This is a genomic window from Pseudomonas sp. IT-P2 (genome assembly GCF_949767575.1).
Taxonomy (GTDB): Bacteria; Pseudomonadota; Gammaproteobacteria; order Pseudomonadales; family Pseudomonadaceae; genus Aquipseudomonas; species Aquipseudomonas pharyngis.
The window spans coordinates 1-2,887 of record NZ_CATKQA010000020.1 but is presented as its reverse complement, the minus strand read 5'-3'; the positions used below and the strand labels follow the sequence as shown (position 1 = coordinate 2,887).

Below are 2,887 nucleotides of genomic sequence, written 5' to 3'. Positions count from 1 at the left end.
CGCGCTGTCGATCTTGTCGAACTCAACTACGGCCGAACCGAAAACTTCGGAGCAGACGCGAGTCAGAGCAGCGGTCAACGTGGTTTTACCGTGGTCTACGTGACCGATGGTGCCAACGTTGACGTGCGGCAGGGAACGATCAAATTTTTCCTTAGCCATCGATATCACCCCTAACAGAAGAAATTGAGCAAACAACTTAAGCCATTAAAACAAAGGCAGATATTTTCATATCTGCCTTGTTATATGGAGCTCTTGAGCGGATTTGAACCGCTGACCTCACCCTTACCAAGGGTGTGCTCTACCAACTGAGCTACAAGAGCGTAACACTTTGCACAACCTGCAAACTTGGAGCGGGTAGCGGGAATCGAACCCGCATCATCAGCTTGGAAGGCTGAGGTTCTACCACTAAACTATACCCGCGGAGCCTGCAGCTCACGCTAAAATCTGGTGGAGGGAGAAGGATTCGAACCTTCGAAGTCGTAGACGTCAGATTTACAGTCTGATCCCTTTGGCCGCTCGGGAACCCCTCCTAATCAGGCCGGCATTCTATACTATGCCAACCCTCTGTCAAGCATTTTCTCATTTAAAAACCTGAGGTTAGCTGCGTTGACATCACTCTATCACATCAACCTTTTCAGGTCTTCGCTGTGGAGCGGGCGCCATTCTATGCAAACTATTCAGTAGGTGCAACCCCCTCGCACGGCATTATTTTATGTTTTAACCCATTGAATTCCTTGGAAAGGTTTCGTAGCTGAGCATCACCCAGTAAACGCTGGGTTTCGGGCGCAAGCTGGAACCAATATGAGCCGCCGGAAGACTCTTTTGACGAAGGAAGAGCTTTTGCTCCAAGCTCCGTCAAACGCTGCTCTAACGCCCGAGCGGACTCGGGACGCGCCAAACCACCTACGTAAAGACACTGCTCATCAGACTTTCCACCAGTCCTTTTTTCACGGGGAGCATCACCACCAGCCTCACTCAGCAAGCGAATATCCTGTTGCGAGCCACGATAAAGACTGAGCGGCGTGACATCCTTTGCGCGTAGCGGGGCCTCCTGCTGATGCCAGACGTAATAAAAAACATTGAGTACCAGAAGCAGAAGGAACAACCAACGCATACAAACCTCAGGACAAAGGACACGCCATAGCCAAACCCACGAACACCAAATCGGAAACAACCCGAGCGCCAGGCGCAACATCCGAGACCAGTTCGGCATCACCCCCCGTAATGAAGACACTGTAGTCATCACCCCAGTAGGAATGCGCCATCTCCAGCTGCGTCAATACGAACCCTCTGAGCATCAACGAACAGCCACGCTCTACAGCCTCAGCCGTGTTGCGCCCAGGAGCCTGACTGGTCAACGCTCGCTCCGCCGCGAGATCCCCATAGCGGATTTTTCGAGTATGAGTACGTAGCTGATTACGCATTAGCGGCATGCCAGGGCAAATGAAGCCCCCCAGATGATCACCGTCCGCCGAGATGAAATCGGCAGTCACCGCTGTCCCGAAATCTAGAACAAGACAAGCCCCTTTAGCCAAGTGAAAACCACCAAGCATCGCCAGCCAGCGATCGAGGCCAAGACGCTCATAATCGTCGTAACCATTCTTTACACCGGACATCTCGCGAGCAGGCGCCGCACAGACGACGGAAATGCCGAATTCACGCCTGAGCAAGCCAATCAGCAAATTAGTTTCATCTTCAGTTCTTACACTGACAAGGCGACATTTATCGAGAGATATTTTCTCAAGCGATCGAAGCCCCTCAACCAATGCCCCATCAGAATCGACCACACCTTCCGCGACCAAGACTCTCAGCTCGGCATTCAGTACCCGCCACTTAATAAAACTGTTTCCACAATCGAGCTCAAGAATCATCACGCAACCTCAAGCTGAGCTCACCACCACTAAAGACCTTTTCCACACCATCCACCTTTAGCCGCAGCGCGCCTTGATTATCGATTCCCAGCACCACACCATCTACCTTATTGACACCGGCAGTGAGAGAAACCGGCCGCCCTTGCCACAAATGGCTCGCCTCCCACTCCGCCTGAAGCGCAGAAAAGCCGCCCGATTGGTGACGCTGCAGATAGAGTTGCAACTGCTTACTCAGCTCAACCGCCAGAGCATTGCGATCACAAGACTTGCCCGACTCTAGGCGCATTGAAGTCCATTGCTGATCGACTTCGTCCGTAGCCTGCATGTTGACATTGATGCCTATGCCCAACACTACATGGCAAACGTCTGCTGGATCACCAACCAGCTCTAGCAGGATCCCGGCGATTTTTTTTCGTCCGACCAATACATCATTGGGCCACTTCAGCCCTGCACTTGGCACCCCTAGCACATGCAAGGCCTGCCTGACCGCCAAACCGACAACAAGACTTAGCCCCTCGAGCTGACGCATCCCACCATCGATGCGCAACACGAGACTGTAATAAAGGTTTTCGGCAAATGGACTCACCCATTTACGCCCCCTGCGCCCTCGCCCGGAACTCTGCCGTTCAGCCAGTATAAGAAAGGGCGCCACCCGTCCTCGATCTATCGCGCGCAGCGATTCCGCATTAGTTGAGTCGATGGAATCAAAGACACTGACAGACCAGTCAGCAATACTTTCCTCTATTTCGCGCGAGTCAAGCAGCGTCAGCGGCGAGGCCAATTGATAGCCCCGCCCTCGAACTTTATGTATGGATAACCCAAGCTCTGCTTCCAGATGCTGAAGCTGCTTCCACACCGCACTTCGACTAATTCCCAGGGCAACACCCAAGGCCTGACCGGAATGGAATCGACCATCCTTCAGAAGGTTCAACAACGTCAGCATGCTGATCTCGCCTCAAAATGAGGCCCGAATAATAGCCATGCACCAGGCCGCTGCATAGAATTCAAACGATCCA

4 protein-coding genes and 3 tRNA genes are annotated in these 2,887 nt (G+C 52.7%); all 7 read right to left on the bottom strand.

All coding sequences use genetic code 11. The annotated features are described in order from the left end of the window. On the bottom strand, positions 1 to 159 hold a 159-nt coding region (locus ACM6JM_RS12670; protein ID WP_238556644.1), incomplete at its 3' end, for a GTP-binding protein. An 85-nt stretch (positions 160 to 244) separates the two neighbouring features. Continuing rightward, positions 245 to 320, bottom strand: a tRNA-Thr gene (locus ACM6JM_RS12665). A 26-nt stretch (positions 321 to 346) separates the two neighbouring features. Beyond that, positions 347 to 420: transfer RNA gene (locus ACM6JM_RS12660), tRNA-Gly, on the bottom strand. A 25-nt stretch (positions 421 to 445) separates the two neighbouring features. Then, positions 446 to 530, bottom strand: a tRNA-Tyr gene (locus ACM6JM_RS12655). 143 nt (positions 531 to 673) lie between these two features. Continuing rightward, the gene (locus ACM6JM_RS12650) at positions 674 to 1,114 is read right to left on the bottom strand and encodes a hypothetical protein (RefSeq protein WP_074692370.1); all 441 of its coding nucleotides are present in this window, start codon (positions 1,112 to 1,114) and stop codon (positions 674 to 676) included. A 7-nt stretch (positions 1,115 to 1,121) separates the two neighbouring features. Then, positions 1,122 to 1,871, bottom strand: a complete 750-nt coding sequence (locus ACM6JM_RS12645; RefSeq protein WP_039773325.1) for a pantothenate kinase — start codon at positions 1,869 to 1,871, stop codon at positions 1,122 to 1,124. After that, positions 1,861 to 2,814 carry a bifunctional biotin--[acetyl-CoA-carboxylase] ligase/biotin operon repressor BirA gene (gene birA / locus ACM6JM_RS12640; RefSeq protein ID WP_074692372.1) on the bottom strand — a complete coding sequence of 318 codons (954 nt, stop codon included), beginning with the start codon at positions 2,812 to 2,814 and terminating at the stop codon, positions 1,861 to 1,863. The genes ACM6JM_RS12645 and birA overlap by 11 nt, the downstream gene beginning before the upstream one ends. Between the last annotated feature and the right edge of the window lie 73 nt (positions 2,815 to 2,887).

Excerpts from the sequence above, each read along its gene's own strand:
- birA (WP_074692372.1), bottom strand. The coding sequence starts at position 2,814 with ATGCTGACGTTGTTGAACCTTCTGAAGGATGGTCGATTCCATTCCGGT.
- ACM6JM_RS12650 (WP_074692370.1), bottom strand. The coding sequence starts at position 1,114 with ATGCGTTGGTTGTTCCTTCTGCTTCTGGTACTCAATGTTTTTTATTAC.
- ACM6JM_RS12645 (WP_039773325.1), bottom strand. The coding sequence starts at position 1,871 with ATGATTCTTGAGCTCGATTGTGGAAACAGTTTTATTAAGTGGCGGGTA.